The organism is Azospirillum palustre, from assembly GCF_002573965.1.
Lineage (GTDB): Bacteria > Pseudomonadota > Alphaproteobacteria > Azospirillales > Azospirillaceae > Azospirillum > Azospirillum palustre.
Window position 1 is genome coordinate 203,405 of the sequence record NZ_PDKW01000038.1, and the last position, 17,866, is coordinate 221,270.

General features: G+C 67.7%; 13 protein-coding genes. 3 read left to right on the plus strand and 10 right to left on the minus strand.

From position 1 onward, the window contains the following. The first annotated feature begins 4 nt into the window (after window positions 1-4). Window positions 5-1,399, plus strand: coding sequence for a sigma-54-dependent transcriptional regulator (locus CRT60_RS04730; protein WP_098735299.1), 1,395 nt, complete (start codon window positions 5-7; stop codon window positions 1,397-1,399). A 7-nt stretch (window positions 1,400-1,406) separates the two neighbouring features. On the opposite strand, the gene CRT60_RS04735 is transcribed toward CRT60_RS04730, so the two are convergent. Next, entirely contained in the window at window positions 1,407-3,086 is a 1,680-nt protein-coding gene (locus CRT60_RS04735; protein ID WP_098735300.1) for a glycosyltransferase family 39 protein, read from the minus strand. 250 nt (window positions 3,087-3,336) lie between these two features. Here CRT60_RS04735 and CRT60_RS04740 point away from each other — a divergent pair, with 250 nt between their 5' ends. Then, entirely contained in the window at window positions 3,337-3,822 is a 486-nt protein-coding gene (locus CRT60_RS04740) for a MerR family transcriptional regulator (RefSeq protein ID WP_244592271.1), read from the plus strand. Between the two features lie 4 nt (window positions 3,823-3,826). Then, the gene (locus tag CRT60_RS04745; protein ID WP_098735301.1) at window positions 3,827-5,452 is read left to right on the plus strand and encodes a 3-(methylthio)propionyl-CoA ligase; all 1,626 of its coding nucleotides are present in this window, start codon (window positions 3,827-3,829) and stop codon (window positions 5,450-5,452) included. A 192-nt stretch (window positions 5,453-5,644) separates the two neighbouring features. On the opposite strand, the gene glpK is transcribed toward CRT60_RS04745, so the two are convergent. The 9 genes from glpK to CRT60_RS04790 all read right to left on the minus strand — a co-directional run bounded on the left by glpK (window position 5,645) and on the right by CRT60_RS04790 (window position 17,546). Continuing rightward, window positions 5,645-7,138 (minus strand): glycerol kinase GlpK, encoded by a 1,494-nt coding sequence (gene glpK / locus CRT60_RS04750; protein ID WP_098735302.1) that lies wholly within the window; start codon window positions 7,136-7,138, stop codon window positions 5,645-5,647. A gap of 283 nt (window positions 7,139-7,421) precedes the next feature. Further along, window positions 7,422-9,197: an ABC transporter substrate-binding protein gene (locus CRT60_RS04755; protein ID WP_098735303.1), complete on the minus strand. Its 1,776-nt coding sequence runs from the start codon at window positions 9,195-9,197 to the stop codon at window positions 7,422-7,424. Window positions 9,198-9,342: 145 nt separating this feature from the next. Further along, window positions 9,343-9,621, minus strand: a complete 279-nt coding sequence (locus CRT60_RS04760; RefSeq protein ID WP_244592272.1) for a DUF2160 domain-containing protein — start codon at window positions 9,619-9,621, stop codon at window positions 9,343-9,345. Window positions 9,622-9,636: 15 nt separating this feature from the next. Further along, window positions 9,637-10,506 carry a carbohydrate ABC transporter permease gene (locus CRT60_RS04765; protein ID WP_425290393.1) on the minus strand — a complete coding sequence of 290 codons (870 nt, stop codon included), beginning with the start codon at window positions 10,504-10,506 and terminating at the stop codon, window positions 9,637-9,639. Continuing rightward, a complete protein-coding gene (locus CRT60_RS04770; RefSeq protein WP_098735304.1) occupies window positions 10,503-11,378 on the minus strand; it encodes a carbohydrate ABC transporter permease in 876 nt (291 codons plus the stop codon). Before CRT60_RS04770 ends, CRT60_RS04765 begins: the two co-directional genes overlap by 4 nt. A gap of 14 nt (window positions 11,379-11,392) precedes the next feature. Further along, window positions 11,393-12,481 carry an ABC transporter ATP-binding protein gene (locus tag CRT60_RS04775; RefSeq protein ID WP_098735305.1) on the minus strand — a complete coding sequence of 363 codons (1,089 nt, stop codon included), beginning with the start codon at window positions 12,479-12,481 and terminating at the stop codon, window positions 11,393-11,395. A 13-nt stretch (window positions 12,482-12,494) separates the two neighbouring features. After that, on the minus strand, window positions 12,495-13,598 hold the full coding sequence (locus tag CRT60_RS04780) for an ABC transporter ATP-binding protein (RefSeq protein ID WP_098735306.1): 1,104 nt from the start codon (window positions 13,596-13,598) through the stop codon (window positions 12,495-12,497). After that, complete coding sequence (gene glpD / locus CRT60_RS04785) at window positions 13,595-15,181, minus strand: glycerol-3-phosphate dehydrogenase (RefSeq protein WP_098735307.1); 1,587 nt, start codon at window positions 15,179-15,181, stop codon at window positions 13,595-13,597. Before glpD ends, CRT60_RS04780 begins: the two co-directional genes overlap by 4 nt. Window positions 15,182-15,368: 187 nt before the next feature. Beyond that, window positions 15,369-17,546 (minus strand): methyl-accepting chemotaxis protein, encoded by a 2,178-nt coding sequence (locus tag CRT60_RS04790; RefSeq protein ID WP_098735308.1) that lies wholly within the window; start codon window positions 17,544-17,546, stop codon window positions 15,369-15,371. Window positions 17,547-17,866: the final 320 nt, after the last annotated feature.

The window sequence follows — 17,866 nt, forward strand, 5'->3', positions numbered from 1 at the left end:
GAAGATGAAGATCGATCCGCTTGCCACCCCTGTGCTTTTCATCGACGACGAGCTGGCGATGCGCGTGTCGGTGACGCAATGGCTGCAACTGGCCGGCTTCGCGGCACAGGGCTTCGAGACGCCGCAGCCGGCACTGGACCTGCTGGCGCCCGATTTCCCCGGCGTGCTGGTCACCGACGTGCGGATGCCGCGGATGGACGGCATGGCGGTGCTGGAGCGGGCGCTGGAGCGCGACGCCGACCTGCCGGTGATCCTGGTGACCGGCCATGGCGACGTGGCCCTGGCGGTGGAGGCGATGCGGCGCGGCGCCTACGATTTCATCGAGAAGCCCTTCGAGCCCGACCATCTGGTCGCCGTCCTCCGCCGCGCGGCGGAGAAGCGCCGTCTGGTGCTGGAGAACCGCGGCCTGCGCCGCCGCATGGCCGGCGGCGGGATCGAGGCGCGGCTGATCGGCACCTCTCCCGCCATCTCCGAGCTGCGGCGCGACCTGATCGACCTCGCCGCCACCAGCGCCAGCGTGCTGATCCATGGCGAGACCGGAACGGGGAAGGAGCTGGTCGCCCGCTGCCTGCATGATTTCGGCTCGCGTGGACAAAAGGGCGCCTTCGTCGCCGTCAATTGCGGCGCCATCCCCGACAGCATGGCGGAAAGCGAGCTGTTCGGGCACGAGCCCGGCGCCTTCACCGGCGCCACCCAGCGCCGCGCCGGCAAGCTGGAGCATTCCAGCGGCGGCACCCTGTTCCTCGACGAGATCGAGAGCATGCCGCTCGCCATCCAGGTCAAGCTGCTGCGCGCGCTCCAGGAACGCACCATAGAAAGGCTGGGCTCCAACAAGCAGGTCGCGGTCGACCTGCGGCTGGTCGCGGCGACCAAGATCGACCTGCTCGACCTCAGCGAGGAGGGCAGATTCCGCGCCGACCTCTATTACCGGCTGAACGTGGCGGAGCTGCACATCCCGCCACTGCGGGCGCGGGCGGAGGATATTCCGCTGCTGTTCGACTATTTCACCGCCGAGTTCGCCACCCGCCATAACCGCGAACCGCGTCCGCTGGAGCCGGCCGACCTCGACGCCCTGCTGGCCCACGACTGGCCCGGCAATGTGCGGGAGCTTCGCAATCTGGCCGAACGCCATGTCCTGTCGGTCGGGCGCAGCGGCGTTGCCGGCCTGCTGCGCCGCCGCGCCCTTGGGATTGGGGCCGGGGGAGAAACGGCGGTACCGCCGCGCGCCCTGGCCGATCAGGTCGATGCCTTCGAAAAACGGGCGATCGAACAGGCGCTGGAGCGCTGCAAGGGCGACATCAAGGCGGTGATAGACCTGCTGGACATCCCCCGGCGCACCCTGAACGAAAAAATGGCCCGCCACGGCCTGGACCGCATGCGCTTCCTGCCGCGGGTTTGACTGTTCGTCACCACCAGTGGCGCTGCTGGCGGCCGGTGCGCAGGCGGGCCATTTCGACGGTCGTCGCCGGCTCCTCCGGCTTGCGCAGATCCTTCACCACCGCCAGCAGCGCACCGTCACGCTCGACCTCCGCCACCGTCGGGCCGGCCATCAGCGTGTCGCAATCCTCCTGCGTCGGCGCGATGAAGAAGTCGGCGCGGGTCCAGTCGGTGACCCAATGCAGGTTGGCCGGCGCCAGCTTCTCGAAGGCCAGCGGTTCGGCGCAGACGGCGACGCTGTAGCTGCGGTGGCGGTGGGTACGCGCCTCCTCCGCAGCGATGACCTCCGACAGATCCTCGACCGCTTCGGGCAGGCTGTTGGCCCAGTAATCGACATCGTATTTGCGCACCGCGCCGGCGACGCCGCCGACCAGCTCGTTGAAATAGACATATTCGTTGGGGTGCAGCGACTCCAGCACCGCCGCCTCGCGCCCCAGGACCAGCGCCAGCGCAAGCCCGGCCAGCACGGCGGCCGACAGTCCCCGCCCGGTTCGCTGGGACACGCCGAACCTCCAGGCGCCGGCCCAGCCGAGCAGCCGGTCGAGCCCGATGCCGCCCAGCACGGCCAGCGGCGGCAGCACGAACAGGAAATGGCGGATCGCCGTATAGCCGGGCGCATGGGTGACGGTGAACCAGACCACCGGAAACAGCGCCGCCAGCGCCACCAGCCCGCAGCCGACTGCGCGGGCGATGCCCTCCCCGCCGGCCAGCCGGTCCCGACGTATCGCCGCCGGCAGGACGAGCAATCCCAGCGCGGCACCGCCCAGCATCACCAGCGGCAGCTTGATCCCGAGATACCAGACCAGATAGCTGCGCGGCACCTCGTACATCCAATACTCGGTGCCGCCCAGCAGGGTGCGGATCGGGTAATGGAAGTGCGAAAAATCGGCCAACGCCCGCAAGGGGTTCAGCGGCTCCAGCACCGCCCAGGGCCAGAAGACCGCCATCAGCGCGTAGGCGACCGGCAGCGCCGGCAGCAGGCGCAGCGCTCCCCGCCCGGTCCCGCGCAGCCGGGCGACGGAAATGCCGCCCAGCAGCAGCCACCCCGCCAGCATCGCCGCCGCATAGCCAAGCAGCAGCAGCGCCCCGACCCGGATGCCCAGCGCCAGCCCGACGACGACGCCGAATCCCAGCACCGTGGGCAGGCGCGGCCGCGGCATCTGCCCGGCCAGCCGGACCAGCAGCGCCACCCCCGCCATCATCAGCACGGCGAAGGGCACGTCCTTGGTGTGGTTGAACAGCCCGCCATACCAGGGGCCGCACAGCGCCAGCAGCGTCCCGGAGAGGAACCCCGCGCGCGGTCCGGCCAGCCGGCGGCCGACGCTCCACACCACCGCGACCCCCGCCACCCCGATCAGGGCACAGAGCAGATGCCGGGTCTCGTACGGGTCAAAGGGCAGGAGCGGCGCCAGCGCCACCGCCGCCATGTCGAACAGCCCGCCATAGAGATAGAGATTCTTGTAGGTGAAGGCCGAATCGTCGCCGAAGCCGCTGCGGTACAAGTCGATCAGCTTGGCGCCATAGACATGCTGCACCTCCTCGTCGTTGGAGATGCCGTACTGCCGGAAGGTGACGGCGACCAGCACCAGCAGGGCCAGCAGCCCCACCGCCGCGGCAAGGTCCCACGGCTCGCCGATCGGACGGCGCAAAAAGCTGGTCCTTCCCCTCACCCCACTCCCCCGACGTCGCTGCCGCACATCCCCAAAGCCGAGCGCAGGAAGCACCGGCCGTCGCGGCTTGTCATGTGAAATCTCTGCCACAGTCGCACCGGGCCGTCCGCAGCCCAAAGGTCGCGGCAAGCGAAAGAACGGATAGCCGCAGCATAAAGCCTGCTTTAGCTCATTGACGTTGACTTCCCCCCGGCACCCGTGGCGAAATCGTCGGTACAGGGGATTGTTCATGGCCGAACGGGATCGGGTATATGGCGTGACGGAGCTGGCGGCGGAGTTCGATCTCACGCCGCAGGCGCTGCGCTATTACGAGGAAAAGGGACTGCTGACACCGCAACGGGCCGGGGGGCGGCGGGTGTTCACCTACCGCGACCGCGCGCGGCTGATGATGATCCTGAAGTTCCGCCGGGTCGGCTTCTCGCTGGAACAGATCGCCGAATATCTCGCCCACTACCGCTCCGGCCGGCCCAGCGCCGGACAATACCGCGACGGGCTGCGCAAAATCCGCGCCCGCCTCGTCGAGCTTGAGCGGATGCGCTCCGAGATCAACGAGGTGATCCTTGAGCTGAAGGCGATGGAGGCCGACGCCGAACGGCGGCTCTCCACCTGCACGCATGACGATGCCCCACCACCAGACGCCCCCCACCACACGACCCCCCACCACACGACCAAAGAGCAGACTGCTCAAAACCAGAAGCGACCTAACCGGGAGTGAAACGATGCTGCGCGGAATGATGATGAATGGCCCCCTGCTGGTGACGTCGATCCTGCGTCACGCAGCGCTCTACCATGCCGACACCGAGATCGTGTCGCGCACCACCGAGGGGCCGATCCACCGCTACACCTATGCCGATGCCTGGGTCCGCGCCCAGAAGCTGGCGAACGCGCTGGCCGCGCTGGGGATGAAGCCGGGCGACCGCATCGGCACCCTGGCCTGGAACGGCTACCGCCATCTGGAATGCTATTACGGCATCGGCGGCTCGGGCATGGTCTGCCACACCATCAACCCGCGGCTGTTCCCGGAACAGATCGCCTACATCGTCAACCACGCCGAAGACCGGCTGCTGTTCACCGACCTGACCTTCCTGCCGCTGCTGGAGGGCATCGCCCACGAGCTGACCGGGCTGAAGGGCATCGTCGTGATGACCGACCGCGCCAACATGCCGACCTCCAGCCTGCCCAACCTGCTGTGCTACGAGGATCTGCTGGCCGACCAGCCGGACGGCTTCGACTGGCCGGAGCTGGACGAGAACACCGCCTGCAGCATGTGCTACACCTCCGGCACCACCGGCAACCCGAAGGGCGTGCTTTACAGCCACCGCTCCTCCTACCTGCATGCCATCGCCGCCTGCCTGCCGGACGTGTTCGGCCTGTCGGCGTCGGACGTGGTGCTGCCGGTGGTGCCGATGTTCCACGTCAATGCCTGGGGCGTGCCCTATGCCGCGCCGATGGTCGGCGCCAAGCTGGTCTTCCCCGGCGGCAAGCTGGACGGCGCCAGCCTCTATGAACTGTTCGAGGCCGAGAAGGTCACCAACAGCGCCGGCGTGCCGACCGTCTGGCTGGCGCTGCTGAACTGGCTGGACGCCAACAAGAAGAATCTCACCACCATGCGCCGCATCGCCATCGGCGGCTCCGCCTGCCCGCCGGTGATGATCCAGCGCTTCCAGGAGATGGGGGTGGAGGTTCTGCATGCCTGGGGCATGACGGAAACCAGCCCGCTCGGCCTCGCCAACACGCCGAAGGGCAAGCATCGCGGACAGGATGCCGACGCCGCCCTGGCGCTGGCCTCCAAGCAGGGGCGGCCGATCTGCGGCGTGCAGTTCCGCGTCGTCGACGGCTCCGGCAACGATGTCGCGCGCGACGGCACCAGCTTCGGCCGGCTGCTGGTGCGCGGCCCGACCGTCTGCTCCGGCTATTTCGGCGTGACGGAAAGCCCGGCCCACCAGACGGTGCCGGGCTGGTTCGAGACCGGCGACGTGGTGACGATGGACGCCGATGGCTTCGTCCAGATCGTCGACCGCACCAAGGACGTCATCAAGTCGGGCGGCGAGTGGATCAGCTCCATCGACCTGGAGAACATCGCCGTCGGCCATCCCGGCGTGCAGGAGGCCGCCGCCGTCGCCGTGCCCGACGAAAAATGGGGCGAGCGCCCGATGCTGGTCGTCGTCCGCAAGCCGGACTCCGCCGTGACGCGCGAGGAGCTGCTGGCGGTCTTCGACGGCAAGGTGGCGAAATGGTGCATCCCCGACGATGTCCGCTTCGTCGACAGCCTGCCCCACACCGCCACCGGCAAGCTGCTGAAGAGCGAGATCCGCCACATGCTGACCGACCGCGACGGGGTGTGAGCGGAGAAGAATCGGGCCGGAAAAGAAAACGGGCCGGACGGTATCGACCGTCCGGCCCAGTGTCCCCGCTGAACCGGCGAGGACGACGCACCCGAGGGAGGAGCGCGCAACCAAGGTCAGATTACCGGCAGCGGATCGGGGTCACTTGCCCGTCTGCGCCAGAAACTCTGCAAATTCCCGCCACCGAAGCCGTCAGCGCTCCGACCGCACCCGCGCCACGGCATCGCGCCAGCCGCCATAGAGGCGGTCGCGCTTGCCCTGCTCCATGCGCGGTTCGAAGCGGCGCTCGCTGCGCCAGGCGTCGGACACCGACTCCAGCCCGTCGAACACGCCGACCTTCAGCGCGGCGAGGCAGGCGGCGCCGAGCGCCGTGGTCTCGATCACCTTCGGGCGCTCGACCGGCATGTTCAGCAGGTCGGCCAGGAACTGGCAGAGCCAGTCGTTGGCGGCCATGCCGCCGTCGATGCGCAGCGCGTTGATGGTGCCGCCCCAGTCACCGGCCATCGCCTCCATCAGGTCGCGGGTCTGGAAGGCAACCGCCTCCAGCGCCGCGCGGGCGATGTGGGCCGGGCCGACGTCCAGCGTCATGCCGAAGATCGCGGCGCGGGCGGCCGAATCCCAGTGCGGCGCGCCCAAGCCAACGAAGGCCGGGACGAAATAGACGCCGTGGCTGTCGGGCACGCGGGTCGCCATGTCGTCGGTCTGGCTGGCATGGGTGATGATGCCGATGCCGTCGCGCAGCCACTTGATCGCGGCGCCGGCGACGAAGATCGAGCCTTCCTGCGCATACGACGTCTTGCCGTTCAGCCGGTAGGCGACGGTGGTCAGCAGCCGGTTCTTCGACACCACCGGCGTCTCCCCGGTGTTGATCAGCGCGAAGCAGCCGGTGCCGTAGGTCGATTTCGCCATGCCCGGCGTCAGGCAGGCCTGCCCGAAGGCCGCCGCCTGCTGGTCGCCGGCAACACCCGCGATGGGGATCGGCCGGCCGAGCAGCTCCGGCTCGGTGGCGCCGAAATCGTCGGAGCTGTCGAGCACCCGCGGCAGCATGGCGCGCGGCACCCGGAACAGCGCCAGCAACTCGTCGTCCCAGTCCTGGACATGGATGTCGAACAGCATGGTGCGAGAGGCGTTGGTCGCGTCGGTCGCATGCACCTGCCGTCCGGTCAGGTGGTAGATCAGGAAACTGTCGATGGTGCCGAAGCACAGCTCGCCCCGCTCGGCCCGCGCGCGGGCCCCCGGCACATGGTCGAGGATCCAGGCGATCTTGGTGGCGGAGAAATAGGCGTCGATCAGCAGGCCAGTCTTGGAGCGCACCAGCTCGGCATTGCCCGCCGCCACCAGATCGTGGCAGAGCGCGGCGGTGCGGCGGTCCTGCCAGACGATGGCACGGTGGATCGGCTCGCCGGTCGCGCGGTCCCACACCACGGCGGTTTCGCGCTGGTTGGTGATGCCGATGGCGGCGATGGCGGACGCATCGACCCCGGACTTCTCCACCGCTTCGCGCGCCACGGTGCGGACGTCGCGCAGGATGTCGGCGGGATCATGCTCGACCCAGCCGTCGCCGGGGTAATGCTGGGGGAACTCGCGCCGCGCTTCGGCCAGCGGCGTCCCCCGGCCGTCGAACAGGATCGCCCGCGACGAGGTGGTGCCCTGATCGATGGCGAGGATGTGGCCGGCCTTACTCATGGAAGCGTTCCCTCGTGAATTCTTGGACTTCATACCCTCTCCCGCCCCGGGAGAGGGAGGGACCCGCCAAAGGCGGGAGGGTGAGGGGCAATCCGAACATGGATCTGATCCTTGGATTACCCCTCACCCTTCCCAAGCTTTGCTTGGGCCCCTTCCCTCTCCCGGGACGGGAGAGGGAACCTTCAGAATAAGAAGAATGGGGCGGCAGCATGCCGCCGCCCCACAGTTTACCCCTGGCCCAACCAGGACGAAGTGCCAGGAGGAGAACAGTTCTGCCAGCCCGTTACTGGGCGCGGCCTTCCTTCCACGCCTTCAGCAGGTCGTCATAGGCGATGGTCTGGCCCTTGGGCTTCTCGTTGTCGAGCTTGGCCTTCGGGGCGCCGGGAGCGGCGAACCACTCCTTGGCGTCCTTCTTCGGGTTCAGCTTCGGCGCGCACTCGCCACCGATGTTGGCGCGCTCCATGCGGGCCAGCACCTGCTCCATCTGCTCGGCCAGATTGTCCATCGCCTGCTGCGGGGTGCGCTCACCCGTCACGGCTTCGGCGATGTTCTGCCACCACAGCGGGGCCAGCTTCGGATAGTCCGGCACGTTGGTGCCGGTCGGGGTCCAGGCGACGCGGGCCGGGCTGCGGTAGAACTCGACCAGACCGCCCAGCTTCGGCGCCACCTGGGTCATCGCGTCGGACTTGATGTCGCTTTCGCGGATCGGCGTCAGGCCGACCAGCGTCTTCTTCAGCGACGCGGTCTTCGACACGGTGAACTGGGCGTAGAGCCACGCGGCCTTGCGGCGCTCGGCCGGGGTGGACTTCAGCAGCGTCCACGACCCCACGTCCTGGTAGCCGAGCTTCATGCCCTGCTCCCAGTACGGACCGTGCGGCGAGGGGGCCATGCGCCACTTGGGCGTGCCGTCGGCGTTGACCACCGGCAGGCCCGGCTTGGTCATGTCGGCGGTGAAGGCGGTGTACCAGAAGATCTGCTGGGCGACGTTGCCCTGGGCAGGCACCGGGCCGGCTTCGGAGAAGGTCATGCCGGCGGCTTCCGGCGGCGCGTACTTCTTCAGCCAGTCGATGTACTTGACCAGCGAATAGACGGCGGCCGGGCCGTTGGTGTCGCCGCCGCGGGCGACCGAGGCGCCGGCCGGGCGGCAGCCCTCGACGCGGATGCCCCACTCGTCCACCGGCTTGCCGTTCGGCAGGCCCTTGTCGCCGGCGCCGGCCATCGACAGCCAGGCGTCGGTGAAGCGCCAGCCGAGCGACGGGTCCTTCTTGCCGTAATCCATGTGGCCGAAGACGCGGACGCCATCGATTTCTTTCACGTCGTTGGTGAAGAATTCGGCGATGTCCTCGTAGGCCGACCAGTCGAGCGGGACGCCCAGGTCGTAGCCGTACTTGGCCTTGAACTTCTCCTTCAGGTCGGGACGGGCGAACCAGTCGGCGCGGAACCAGTAGAGGTTGGCGAACTGCTGGTCGGGCAGCTGGTAGAGCTTGCCGTCCGGGCCGGTGGTGAAGCTGGTGCCGATGAAGTCCTTCACGTCCAGCGTCGGCAGGGTGACGTCCTTGCCTTCGCCACCCATGAAGTCGGACAGCGCGATGGCTTGGCCGTAGCGGACATGGGTGCCGATCAGGTCGCTGTCGTTGACGTAGGCGTCATAGACGTTGCGGCCCGACTGCATCTGCGTCTGCAGCTTCTCGATGACGTCGCCTTCCTGGATCAGGTCGTGCTTCAGCTTGATCCCGGTCAGCTCGCTGAACAGCTTGGCCAGCGTCTTCGATTCGAACTCGTGCGTCGTCAGCGTTTCGGAGACGACGTTGATCTCCATCCCCTTGTACGGCTCGGCAGCCTTCACGAACCACTCCAGCTCCTTCATCTGCTCGTCCTTGGACAGCGTGGAAGGCTGGAGTTCCTCGATGATGCGCTTGGCGACGGCTTCCTGGTCCGGCGTCATGGCGGCGGACGGGCCGGCCGAGGCCATCGCCAGCAGAACGCCGATGCCACCGGCCATCACGGCCCCGGTCAGGCGGCGCCGCAGAGAACGACGCGAAGTCTGTTGCTGAAGCATGCTTCCTCCCACTTGATCGACTTGGTGTCGGGTTGACGTTTCGTATTGCTCTTACCAGCGGAAACCACCGCTCTTCCCGTCTTCCCCGCAGCCCCGCGGGGGAAGGGATTCCTTGAAACCTTGGCTTCTCCACAGCCGAAGCGGATCACCCGAAGCGGATGACCAGCGCGATCCACACCAGCGCGACCGCGGAGGCGCCCCACAGCGACGCGTCGGTCGCGGCGAGCCAGCCCAGATGGATGAAGGCGCTGCCGAGCAGGCCGATGAACAGGCGGTCGCCGCGGGTGGTGCGCATCGGCAGGAAGCCCTTGGCCTCCACCGTCGGCGACACCACCTCCCAGACCGTCATGCCGGCCAGCATCAGGGCGATGCACAGGAAGAAGATCGCGGTCGGCGTGGTCCACGCCATCCAGTCCATATCCATGACGCGGAGCCTCCCTCAGACCCGGCCCAGGGCGAAGCCCTTGGCGATGTAGTTGCGGACGAACCAGATCACGAGCGCGCCCGGCAGGATGGTCAGCACGCCGGCGGCGGCCAGCAGGCCCCAGTCCATGCCCGACGCGCTGACGGTGCGGGTCATGGTGGCGGCGATCGGCTTGGCATCGACCGAGGTCAGCGTGCGGGCCAGCAGAAGCTCGACCCAGCTGAACATGAAGCAGAAGAAGGCGGTGACGCCGACGCCGGCCCGGATCATCGGCAGGAACACCGTGCCGAAGAAGCGCGGGAAGCTGTAGCCGTCGATGTAGGCCATCTCGTCGATCTCGCGCGGCACGCCCGACATGAAGCCTTCCAGGATCCAGACCGCCAGCGGCACGTTGAACAGGCAGTGGGCCAGGGCGACGGCGATGTGCGTGTCGAACAGCCCGACCGTCTGGTAAAGCTGGAAGAAGGGCAGCAGGAACACGGCCGGCGGTGCCATCTTGTTGGTCAGCAGCCAGAAGAAGACGTGCTTGTCGCCGATGAAGCGGTAGCGCGAGAAGGCGTAGGCCGCCGGCAGCGCCACCGTCAGCGAGATGATGGTGTTCAGCGTCACATAATAGATCGAGTTGATGTAGCCGCTGTACCAGCTGGGATCGGTGAAGATGATGGCGTAATTGCGCAGCGTCGGGTTGTGCGGGTACAGCGTCAGGCCCGACAGGATCTCCTCGTTCGTCTTGAAGGACATGTTGACCATCCAGTAGATGGGCAGCATGAGGAAGACGATGTAGCAGACGAGAATGATCGTCCTTTTGGACACCCGCGCGGAGGAGCGGCGGATGTTGGCCGGCATCGCCAGCGAACCGGGAGCGAGAACCGCAGCCTTGCTCATTTCTTCTCTCCCTCGCCGGTGCGGGTGATGATGGTGTAGAAGATGAAGCTGAACAGCAGCACGATCAGGAAATAGACGATGGAGAAGGCCGCGGCCTTGCCGATGTCGAACTGACCCACCGCCATCTGCGTCAGATACTGGCTGAGGAAGGTGGTGGAGTTGCCGGGACCGCCGCCGGTCAGCACGAACGGCTCGGTGTAGATCATGAAGCTGTCCATGAAGCGCAGCAGCACCGCGATGATCAGGACGCCGCGCATCTTCGGCAGCTGGATGTAGCGGAACACCGCCCATTTCGACGCGCCGTCGATCTTGGCCGCCTGATAGAAGGCCGGCGGGATCGACTGGAGGCCGGCGTAGCACAGCAGCGCCACCAGGCTGGTCCAGTGCCAGACGTCCATCACCAGCACCGTCACCCAGGCATGGGCCGAATTGTTGGTGTAGTTGTAGTCGATGCCGATGGCGCGGAAGGTCGCGCCCAGCAGACCGATGTCGCCGCGGCCGAAGATCTGCCAGATGGTGCCGACCACATTGAACGGGATCAGCAGAGGCAGGGCCAGCAGCACCAGCGTCAACGACGTCTTAGCGCTGCGACCGCCGGGCATGCCGAGAGCGATCAGGATGCCCAAGGGGATCTCGATGGCCAGCACCGCCAGCGAATAGACGATCTGGCGGACCAGCGCATCGTGCAGCCGCTCGTCCTTCAGCACCGCCTCGAACCATTCGGTGCCGACGAAGAAGGTCTGGCCGGGGCCGAAGATCTCCTGCACCGAGTAGTTGACCACCGTCATCAGCGGGATCACCGCACTGAAGGCGACGATCAGAAAGACCGGGATGATCAGGAACCAAGCCCGGTTGTCCTGGACCTTATCCATGGCTTCGTGCCTCCTCAACCGATCAGATGGCTGTCGCGGTAGAGCTTGGTCCACCGGGTGGGGAAACGGATGGCGGCATCGAGGGCCGGGATCTCCTGTTCCTCGCTCAGCCGAACCTTCAAGGTGTGATTGTTCAACCGCACCGTCGCCAGCTTGGAGGTGCCGAGATCGTCGACGCCGGTGACCTGCACCGGGATCGCGCCGGCAGTGCCGCTGCGGGTCAGCTCCAGGAATTCCGGCCGGATGCCCAGCTCGAACTTGCCGCCCACCCGGCCACCGGCCGACGACACGGCGCGGTCGGGCAGCGGGATGGCGATGCCGTCGACCAGCGCATGGTCGTTGCCGAGCGTGCAGGGCATCAGGTTGATGCCGGGGCTGCCGATGAAATAGCCAACGAAGGTGTGCTCGGGGTTCTCGAACAGCTCCTGCGGGGTGCCGAGCTGGACCATGGCGCCCTCGTACATCACCGCGACCTTGTCGGCGAAGGTCAGCGCCTCCACCTGGTCGTGGGTCACGTAGATCATGGTCAGGCGGTATTCCTCATGGATCTGGCGCAGCTTGCGGCGCAGGATCCACTTGGTGTGCGGGTCGATGACGGTCAGCGGCTCGTCGAACAGGATGGCCGCCACGTCCGACCGCACCAGACCGCGGCCCATCGAGATCTTCTGCTTGGCGTCCGGCGTCAGCCGCTGGGCGCGCTTCTTCAGGTCGGCGGTCAGGTCCAGCGCCTCGGCCACCTGCCGCACGCGGCGGTCAACGTCCGCCGCCGGAACCTTGCGGTTGCGGAGCGGGAAGGCGAGGTTCTCGTACACCGTCATGGTGTCGTAGATGACCGGGAACTGGAACACCTGGGCGATGTTGCGCTCTTCCGGCGTGCAGCGGGTCACGTCCAGCCCGTCGAACAGCACCCGCCCCTCGCTGGGCACCAGCAGGCCGGAGATGATGTTCAGCAGCGTGGACTTGCCGCAGCCGGACGGCCCCAGCAGCGCATAGGCCTTGCCGTCCTCCCACTCCTGCGACAGGCGACGGAGCGCGTAGTCCTCAGGCTTGCTGGGGTGCGGGTGATAGGAGTGGCCGAGATTGTCGAATTGGATGGTCGCCATCGCTCCCGCCCCCTTAAGCGATGTTGCGCAGCGCGCCGCGCCGCCAGTTGGGTGCCGCCACCAGCTTGCCCACGGAGGAGAAGACGAAGATGCGGTCGGGATCGGCATAGACCTGGATGTCGCTGCCGATCGGGTGGCTGTGCACCCCCTCCTCGCGCGCGATCAGCGTGGTGTCGCCGTGGCGCAGATGGACGAAGGTCTCCGACCCGCTGATCTCCGACAGGGCGACCTTGCCCTTGACCGGCACCAGCCGCTCGCTCCGCCGCAGCACCGTCAGGTGGTTGGCGCGGATGCCGACCTTGCAGGGACCGGCCGGCAGGTTGCGGTCGTGGGCCGACAACGGCAGGCTGGTGCCGTCCGACAGGGCCACGCGGTCGTTGGTCAGGATCGCGTCCACCACATTCATCGGCGGGTCGCTGAACACCTGCGCGCATTCCAGCGAGGCCGGCGTGTGGAACACGTCACCGGTCGCCCCGGCCTGCAACATCCGCCCCTCATGCAGCACCGTCACGTTGCCGCCGAGGATCAGCGCCTCCTGCGGTTCGGTGGTGGCGTAGACAACGGTGGTCTTGCCGTCGGCAAAAATCTCGCGCAGTTCGGCGCGCAGCTCCTCGCGCAGCTTGTAGTCGAGGTTGACCAGCGGCTCGTCGAGCAGAAGCAGGCCGGCGCCCTTCACCAGGGCCCGCGCAATGGCGCAGCGCTGCTGCTGGCCGCCCGACAGCTCGGCCGGCAGACGGTCGAGATAGGGGGTGATCCGCAGCATGGCGGCGGTGCGCCGCACCTTGGCGTCGATCTCCCCCTTGTCCTTGCCCTGGCGGCGCAGCGGCGAGGCGATGTTCTCGAAGACCGTCATCGCCGGATAATTGATGAACTGCTGATAGACCATCGCCACGTCGCGATGGCGCACCGACGTGCCGGTCACGTCCTTGCCGTTTTCCAGCACCCGCCCGGCGCTGGGCGCATCCAGCCCGGCCATCAGCCGCATCAGCGTCGTCTTGCCGGCCAACGTCCGCCCCAGCAGGACATTGAAGCTGCCGGGTTGCAGCTCCAGCGACAGGGGATGGAGATGCTGCTCGGCGCCGACACGCTTCGCCACGCCTTCCAGTGTGAGTGTCACCGCATTCCTCCCATCGACCGCCCCTTTTCAACCAACAGACCGGCGGTATCGCCGCCCGTACCCCTGTTGGCCGTTGCTTCGCGGCGCCTGTCGAACCAGCCGCCGATGGCCTCCCGGACATTTGCGTCCAGGTGCAGCCCAAGTTTGGAGCGCCGCCACAGGAAGTCGTCGCCGGTCATGGCGAACTCCTCCCGCGCGGCATAGTCGAGTTCGGCCTCATGGACGCCGCCCCCGAAATCGATGCCCAGATCGTCCAGCCCCTTGGCGTCGCCCAGCAGCCGTTCCACCCGCGTGCCGTAGGCGCGCGCCAGCCGCAGGGCCAGCGCATCGGGCAGCCAGGGCCGGCTGCGCTTCAGGCCCGCCAGGAAGCCGGCGAAATCGGCGTTGGCGATGTCGCCGCCGGGAAGCGCCACGTCGGCGGTCCAGGTGATGCCGCCCTTGCCCAGCGCCTTGCCCAGCTTTTCCGTCGCCTCCTCCGCCAGCCGGCGGAAGGTGGTGATCTTGCCGCCGAAGATCGACAGCATCGGCGCGTCGCCGGCCGGCTCGTCCATCTCCAGCACATAGTCGCGGGTGACGGCCGAGGCGTTGCCGCTGGCGTCGTCGAACAGCGGCCGGACGCCGCTGTAGGTCCACACCACGTCGCTTTCGCGCACCGGCTTGGCGAAGTAGCGCGACACCGCCCGGCACATGTAGGCGATTTCCTCAGGGGAGATCGCCACCGCGCCGGGATCGCCCGAATAATCGAGGTCGGTGGTGCCGATCAGGGTGAAGTCGCGCTCGTAGGGGATGGCGAAGACGATGCGGCGGTCGTCATTCTGGAAGATGTAGGCATGGTCGCCCTCGTACATCTTCGGAACGACGATGTGGCTGCCCTTGACCAGACGGACCGACTTGTCGACGGTGACGCCGGTGCGCTTGGCGATCATCTCGCGCACCCAGGGGCCGGCGGCATTGACCAGCGCGCGGGCGCGGACGGTGCGGGTGGCGCCGGTGTGGGTGTCGACCAGCGTCGCTTCCCACAGGCCACCCTTGCGTTCGGCCTTCTCGCAGCGGGTGCGGGTCAGGATTTCGGCACCGCGGGCCCGCGCGTCCATCGCGTTCAGCACGACCAGCCGGCTGTCCTCGACCCAGCAGTCCGAATATTCGAACGCCTTGGTGAAGCCGCCCGCCAGCGGCTTGCCGGCCGGCGCACTGGTCAGGTCGACGCCGTGCGAGCCCGGCAGCAGCTTGCGCTTGCCCAGATGATCGTAAAGGAACAGGCCGATGCGGACCATCCAGGCCGGGCGCATGCTGCTGTCGTGCGGCAGGACGAAGCGCAGCGGCCAGATGATGTGCGGGGCGGCGCGCAGCAGCACCTCGCGCTCCTGCAGCGCTTCGCGCACCAGACGGAATTCGTAATATTCGAGATAGCGCAGGCCGCCGTGAATCAGCTTGGTGCTGGCCGACGAGGTGGCGCCCGCAAGGTCGCCCTGTTCGCACAGCACCACCGACATCCCGCGCCCGACCGCGTCGCGGGCGATGCCCGCCCCGTTCACGCCGCCGCCGACGATCAGAAGGTCGGTAACCGCGGACTCGTTTGCCATGGGTTCCTCTCCGTACCGCGGCGGTCCCTTATGGAACCCAGCCGCTTTCGTTTCGGAACATAGAATGTTCGTTCGCGTTTGAAAAGGAAAATGTTTGTTCAACGGATCATGTTTTTGAGGCTACGCCGGATCGAGCTTCTTTCCTATCGGAAATAAGGCTGATCCGGCTCCCCTCCCCGCCACCGGCTCACGCCGCGCGGATGCGGCCCAGCAGGCGGTCGATATCCTCGCTCAGGCTTTCGGACCGTTGCGAAAGCGCGCGGGTGGCGTCCACCACCTGGGCGGCGGCGCTGCCGGTGCGGTTCACCGCATCGTCCACCGACACCACCGTGTCGGCGATGCTCTGCACCGCGTCGGAGGCGTGGTTGATGCTGCGCGCGATCTCGTCGGTGGCGGCGGACTGCTCCTCCACCGCGGCGGCGACCATGGCGGTGATCTCGTCGATGCGGCTGATGGTGCGGCCGATGTCGTCGATGGCCGACACCGCTCCCTGTGCCGTCGTGCGCACCGCCTGAACCTGCTGGGCGATCTCCTCCGTCGCCTTGGCGGTCTGGCCGGCGAGGCTGCGCACCTCCTCCGCCACCACGGCGAAGCCCTTGCCCGCATCGCCAGCGCGCGCCGCCTCGATGGTGGCGTTCAGGGCCAGCAGGTTGGTCTGCCCGGCGATGGCGTTGATCATGCCGACCACGTCGCCGATCTTCTGCGCGGCGGCAGCGAGTTCCACCATCAGGTCGTTGGTGCTGCGCGCCTCCGCCACCGCACTGCGGGCGATCTGGCTGGAATCGCCGACCCGCCGCGTGATCTCGCCGATGGAGGCGGAAAGCTGGCTGGCGGTGGCGGCCACCGTCTGCACGTTGGTCGCGGTGTCGGCGACCGCCGACCGCACGTCGGTCATGCGGCGGCAGGTCTGCTCGGCGGTGGCGGACATCCCCTCCGACGCCTCGCGCATGTCGGCCGATGCGGTGCCGATGTGGCGTGACGCCTCCTTCACGCTGGCCTCGATGCTCGCGGCGATGGACTGGATGGTGCGCGACCGCTCGGCGTCGGCCGCCTGCTTCATCGCATCCTGCTCCTCCTGCAAGCGGGCGATCTCGGCGCTCTTGTCGCGGAAGACGCCGACGATCCCCGCCATCTCGGCGATCTCGTCGCGCCCACCCACCGCGGCGTCGGCGGCCAGATCGCCGCCGGCCACGGCGCGCATGGCGTCGATCACCCGCATCAGCCGCCGCGTCAGCCGGTTGCGGACATAGAACCAGGCGATCAGCAGGCTCGACAGCACCACGACCGCCGCAGCGCCGCCCTGGACCGCGACCGCACCGGAAATCGCCGTTTCGGTCCGCGTCACATCGGCATCGGTGCGCTCCTGCTGGTGCGCGACCACGGCATCGATGGTGCCGTTCAGGTCGGTGGTCAGCCGCACCGTCTCGGTCAGTGCGCTTTCGATGTCGGCGGTGATACGCGCCTGCTCGTCGCGCAGGCGGAAGACGCTGCCGGCACCGCCGCCGAAAGCGGCGAGCCCGTCGCGCGCCTTCACCAGCGACGGCCGGTCCGGGCTGTCCTTCGGCAAGGCGGCGATGGCGTTGTCGACGCGCAGCAGCGCCCAATTGTACTTCGACCGGATGTTGTTCAGCGTCGCCCCATGCGGCACGCTGGAGGCGGCGGCGATCATGCCGAAGGCGAGGTTGCCGTTGGCCTGCACGCTCATCAGCTGGGTGATGACCGGCAGTTCCTCCTGCGCCAGCCGGCGGCCCAGCCCGGTTGCGGTTTCGACCGCCTGCGCGGCGGCCAGATCGCCCACCACATTGTTGACCGACAGGGTCGACACCTCCAGCAGCGGTGCCACCAGATCGGTGAAATCCTCGTGCGCCATCACCGCGTCGGCGACCAGCGTGTTGAGCTTCTCCTCCAGCGCCAGCCGTTCGGCGGTGCGCTTGCCCAGCGTGTCGAGTGCAGCCCCCATGCGCTCCAGCAGCCTGGCGACCGCGTCCGCATCCGCGGCCATGCCGCCGGCTCCTCCGCCGGCTTGGCTCCGCATCGCCCCGATGCGGTCGCGCAGGCCCGCCAGCCGTTTGGTCAGGCCGTCCATCCGCTCCGTCAGTTCCGCCGCATCGCGCGAGGCCGCCACCGCAGGCGCGTCGGCGGCGATCGCGGTGCTGTCCTTCGCCAGAGTGAGCGAGCGGACGATGGCCGGCACGCTGCTGCGGCCGATCTCGCCCATCGAGCGCCCGGTCTCGGTCAGCGACCACCATGCCATCACGCTGGCGAAGGCGGCGAGCATCGCCACCCCGCCGAAGGCCAGAAACAGCCGCCCCTGAATGCCGAGCCGAACACTTCGCCGCCCCCCGGCTGGCGTCAGTTGCGTCATATCCCTCTCCTATACGTTATCTTTATGTCGGCAGGCCGGACCGTTGAGCGTCGCGACAAGTTTGAAGGATGGCGGCGACAGCCGTCAGTCGCGGCAAACCCTGATCGGGCTGACGCCATCGGGCAGACATCGGAACCGCGTGGATCCTCTCATAGCATGCGCGTTCATTTTCGTAAAGAAACATGCTTGTGCTACGAACAATATCGGGCGTACATATCAACCGTACGGGGACGTAGGTCTTGCCGGGTGCCGGACCAGGCCCGGCCCGCCTGGAATGAGGTTGGGAACCAAGCCGGAATGAACGCCGACGGGGCCGGCGC

Excerpts from the sequence above, each read along its gene's own strand:
- CRT60_RS04730 (WP_098735299.1), top strand. The coding sequence starts at position 5 with ATGAAGATCGATCCGCTTGCCACCCCTGTGCTTTTCATCGACGACGAG.
- CRT60_RS04740 (WP_244592271.1), top strand. The coding sequence starts at position 3,337 with ATGGCCGAACGGGATCGGGTATATGGCGTGACGGAGCTGGCGGCGGAG.
- CRT60_RS04745 (WP_098735301.1), top strand. The coding sequence starts at position 3,827 with ATGCTGCGCGGAATGATGATGAATGGCCCCCTGCTGGTGACGTCGATC.
- glpK (WP_098735302.1), bottom strand. The coding sequence starts at position 7,138 with ATGAGTAAGGCCGGCCACATCCTCGCCATCGATCAGGGCACCACCTCG.
- CRT60_RS04755 (WP_098735303.1), bottom strand. The coding sequence starts at position 9,197 with ATGCTTCAGCAACAGACTTCGCGTCGTTCTCTGCGGCGCCGCCTGACC.
- CRT60_RS04760 (WP_244592272.1), bottom strand. The coding sequence starts at position 9,621 with ATGGATATGGACTGGATGGCGTGGACCACGCCGACCGCGATCTTCTTC.
- CRT60_RS04765 (WP_425290393.1), bottom strand. The coding sequence starts at position 10,506 with ATGAGCAAGGCTGCGGTTCTCGCTCCCGGTTCGCTGGCGATGCCGGCC.
- CRT60_RS04770 (WP_098735304.1), bottom strand. The coding sequence starts at position 11,378 with ATGGATAAGGTCCAGGACAACCGGGCTTGGTTCCTGATCATCCCGGTC.
- CRT60_RS04775 (WP_098735305.1), bottom strand. The coding sequence starts at position 12,481 with ATGGCGACCATCCAATTCGACAATCTCGGCCACTCCTATCACCCGCAC.
- glpD (WP_098735307.1), bottom strand. The coding sequence starts at position 15,181 with ATGGCAAACGAGTCCGCGGTTACCGACCTTCTGATCGTCGGCGGCGGC.
- CRT60_RS04790 (WP_098735308.1), bottom strand. The coding sequence starts at position 17,546 with ATGACGCAACTGACGCCAGCCGGGGGGCGGCGAAGTGTTCGGCTCGGC.